General features: G+C 52.5%; 1 rRNA gene. It reads left to right on the top strand.

Annotation, left to right across the window (positions count from 1 at the left end):
• Positions 1-204, top strand: a 23S ribosomal RNA gene (locus tag C9411_RS25445); the annotation flags it as partial.

The raw sequence follows: 204 nt of genomic DNA, 5'->3' as shown, positions 1-204 counted from the left end.
AACCCTGAGGCGTGATGACGATGCACTACGGTGCAGAAGTAGTTGATGCCCTGCTTCCAGGAAAAGCCTCTAAGCTCCAGGTAACATTAAATCGTACCCCAAACCGACACAGGTGGTCAGGTAGAGAATACCAAGGCGCTTGAGAGAACTCGGGTGAAGGAACTAGGCAAAATGGTGCCGTAACTTCGGGAGAAGGCACGCTGG

The sequence above is a fragment of the Serratia sp. Nf2 genome (assembly GCF_003028435.1).
Classification (GTDB): domain Bacteria; phylum Pseudomonadota; class Gammaproteobacteria; order Enterobacterales; family Enterobacteriaceae; genus Serratia; species Serratia marcescens_L.
Note: the sequence above shows the minus strand (reverse complement) of the source record. Positions and strands in the feature narration are given on the sequence as shown.